Origin of the sequence: Microcystis sp. LEGE 00066 (assembly GCF_015207925.1) — a bacterium.
Taxonomy (GTDB): Bacteria; Cyanobacteriota; Cyanobacteriia; order Cyanobacteriales; family Microcystaceae; genus Microcystis; species Microcystis ichthyoblabe_A.
This window is the reverse complement of record NZ_JADEVX010000289.1, coordinates 1-3,741: the sequence shown is the minus strand read 5'-3', so window position 1 is coordinate 3,741 and position 3,741 is coordinate 1. Positions and strand designations below refer to the sequence as shown.

The 3,741-nt window shown below is 42.4% G+C and carries 2 protein-coding genes and 1 pseudogene; 2 read left to right on the top strand and 1 reads right to left on the bottom strand.

Annotated features, from left to right (window positions below):
* On the bottom strand, positions 1-1,926 hold a 1,926-nt coding region (locus IQ224_RS24720; protein WP_370583161.1), incomplete at its 3' end, for a calcium-binding protein.
* A gap of 949 nt (positions 1,927-2,875) precedes the next feature.
* Between IQ224_RS24720 and IQ224_RS22530 the strand changes: the two are divergent.
* Positions 2,876-3,055, top strand: a pseudogene (locus tag IQ224_RS22530) (class I SAM-dependent methyltransferase); the annotation flags it as partial.
* Between the two features lie 208 nt (positions 3,056-3,263).
* A complete protein-coding gene (locus IQ224_RS22525) occupies positions 3,264-3,605 on the top strand; it encodes a hypothetical protein (protein ID WP_153044869.1) in 342 nt (113 codons plus the stop codon).
* Positions 3,606-3,741 lie beyond the last annotated feature (136 nt).

The following is a 3,741-nucleotide window of genomic DNA, read 5'->3' as shown; positions in this document are numbered from 1 at the left end:
GATATTGTTACCGACAAAAGCCGTATTAGAGAAGTCGAAGGTATTATCACTCCAATCACCGACGATGGTGACTTTTCCTGTTACTCCTGTCCCGTCGATGGTTTCAATGCCACTATTGGCGCTAAAAGAACGAATCCCCAGGTCCACGTCTCCTGTACCCAAGGCCACAATTTTATCCACCCCAGAGGTGCCGGTATCGGTGTAGATGTCGTAGCCTTGGAAACTCGACCAGCCTCCGGCTAAATTACCGGAGACATAATAGGTATCTGATCCTTCACCTCCATCCAATTGGTCATTGTCTGCACCACCATAGAGTAAGTCATTACCAACTCCACCCGATAAAGTGTCAGACCCCCAATCTCCATCGATTAGGTCATCGCCGTCGCCACCACTCAGAACATCATTTCCTCCGTAACCCATCAGGTGTTCAGCAAGATTCGTACCTGTAATCGTGTCGCCGGAGTTATCACCGTAAATAATGGTTTTCTGAAGATAGAAATAGTTGAGCCAACTGGAAACATCGTTAAGGCGAGCATTGGCATCACCATCTTCGTTGAGGAGACGATTGTCTTGGATGTTAAAGCCAATGTGATAGAGTCCATCGGCTACGGTATTGACTAAATTTTTACCGAAGTATTGGGTTGTCGCTCCGTCATTTTGCACCAGGTGGTAGCCTGTTTCCTCATTTCCCTCATCGTCACCGTGGAGGAGGATAAATTCGTCATAGTGATTAGTGCGAATCCATTGATTGAGGGTGCGAATATCATCGCTGGTAATCCAGCCATCAGCAGCGATACCTGTAGCAGTAATGCCATCTACTAATAGATGGTTAAGTCCGTCGGCGGCGGCGGCTCCGGCGTTAATATCCCCCGCATTTGTCCACTTGGCTAAGCCAGTATCAATTTTGATGGTATCGACAATTTTATCTAATCCGGTGCCAGTGGTGGACTGATCAACGTAAAAATATGTTACCCAATCTGCTACGTCTTTGACTGTGGCATTAGCTGCACCATCTTCGTTGAGAAATCGCCCATTTTGGATTTGAAAGCCAATATGATAGATTCCGTCGGCAACGGTATTAACTAGGTTTTTCGCAAAATATGTGGTCTGAGCGCCGTCATTTTGAACTAAATGGAAGCCAGTTTCTGTTGTGCCGTCATCATCCCCATGCAGAACAACAAAAGCGTTATAACGGGTGGCATCAGAGCGAATCCAATTGTTAATTTGTGCAATATCGCTTTCGGAAATTGAACCATCGGCGGCGAGATTGTAGGTGGTAATCGCTGTTTTTAATAAATCATTCAGTCCATTGGCAGCATCAGCACCGCCAGCAATTTCTTGCCAAGGTATATTTTGCGCTAAACCCTGATCTGCAATAATTAATTCCGTAATCCGATCAAGTCCGGTATTAGTTGTTGCCCGATCCGTATAAAATTGGGTTAGCCAATCCGCCACCTGAGCAACCGTGGCATTTGCGTTCCCATCTTCATTGAGAAAAGTACCATTTTGAATGAGGAAACCAATGTGATAAATGCCATCAAAAACCGTATCAACTAAATTTTGATTGCGATACTGTTGAGTCGCTCCGTCATTTTGGACTAAATGAAACCCTGTTTCTGTTGTCCCGTCATCATCGCCGTGGAGAGCAGTAAATTCTGCTAAACGGTTAGCACGAATCCAGGCATTAATCGCGATTACGTCACTGACAGTAAAAATGCCGTTACTAGCAACTCCAGTGGCTTGTTTTGCTTCTAAGATTAACTGATTTAATTCATTAGCCGCCGTCATTCCAACCGTAATATTTGTGCCGAGATTAGCACCAGCAAGTCCTGGATCTATGCCAATTCTTTCAACCGTTTGATCTAGTCCCGTTCCGGTTGTTCCGGTTGGGTAATTCTGCACCATCGAATAAGATTTGCTTGCCATAATTTTTAACTATAAAAAATAAGGTAGTTAGCGAAATAGCAACAATTTTTAGACAAGTAACGACAAAACCGCACTAAGACAGGTTTATCCTAAATCCAGTTAGCAAAACCCAGTTATCATCAGGGACGACTGAAGTGGTCACTAGAAACAAGAAGGCTTGTCCACTCCACTGGATCAGGGGGATTTGGTGTTACCCTGACAATTGCGGATCGATATCCTCACCCACACCCGAAGTCGATCCCAACGATTGGACAGTCTCAGATAGTCAATAAGTTCTAACCGATTGTCTTGCCTCTGCTCAGACTATCGAACGAGGCTTTCCGACCTTGATAGTCCTGAGTCGGCGTTTGATAATCTAACCTTTGATGGAATCTTAGCTTATTGTAGCATTTTTTACAGATATTTGATCCCCGCTGCTTTTTCTCTCTTGGCGTTGCTTAAGTAAAAATACCTGATCTTGCGCGTAACTCAATTTAAACCCATGCGAGCGCTGCAAGCCTCCGATCAGATGGCTGACAACCGACTCGGTGCTATCTACTTTCACCAACTGGAGGTTGGGACGGTGGGTCAGGTGAGGAGCAATTTGGGAAGTCGTCAGGACAATTTCCAGTCTATCAAAGACAACTAATATAAAATAACTTTACAATTTTTTTATCACTTTTGGAAAATGCTATCTATGCTCGTAGATGGGAAAAAGGCTCTTCTAGGTTCTGTGTGATAAGTTTAACTTACATAGGATCGATCGATCTTTGTGTCCTTTGTGTCTTTGTGGTTCGTTCCACCCACTCGCTAGGAGGAATGTATCTTAGAATACATTTTACCCACCAAACCTGGGAGAGCCGGAAAAAAGAGCTAAAAATCTGCATTGATGCCAAGTTGATAATTTAAGCGCATCTTATGATAGTCTAAATATTTTCTTAAAGATGGTAGTAGGAAAGAGCGATCAAGAATGATTAAGGATAAAAATCAGCAAACCTATAAAGACCCTAGTATTGTCGGTTATTATGCCCAATTAACCGCGCTACAGCCGGCAGAAAAGACAATTTTAACTCTGCTGCAACAGCGTTTATCAACCATGAAAATGCTTGATTTAGGGGTAGGTGCGGGACGGACTACGAAGTATTTTGCCTGACAGGGGGAGAAAAGCTTATGTAGCATAAAATACAGACACAGACTCCAAAAAAAGATAAGTCATATTTACCATATAAGCTAAACGGCTTTTACTTCGGATCACCGATATAGACTCCAAAAGGGTTATAGCTATTGGATCATGCAGGTTAAGCGCCGTTTAGCTTATGACCTAAATAACGAAAATGATAAGTGAACTATACCAGAAAGTGTTAGAAAATGAACTGGGACGAGCCAGATATCTACTGTTGTTAATGATAGTTGGAACCTTGCAAATACTAAAGCAAGCTAAGTTAGAGATATTAGCAGAAGCACTGCCAATACCGATCCTGTTTGAGAGTCGGAGAAAAAAACTAAAAAGATTTTTAAAGCTGGAAGTTCTGAATATTGAAAAAATCTGGTTTCTCTGCCTAAAAGAGATGTTAAAACAACAGCAGAGATTCACAACAAAAGGATTAGCGTATATTGCCATAGACCGGACAAGTTTGGGAGCAATAAATATATTGATGGTGAGTCTAATTTATGACAAGAGAGCCATCCCAATCTATTGAGAGATATTAGATAAAAAAGGAAGTAGTAATCTCGAAGAACAGCAGCGAGTATTAGAAAAAACATTGACCGTGCTATCAGGTCATAAAATAGTGGTGTTAGGAGATAGAGAATTTTGCTCGGTCAGTCTTGGAAAGT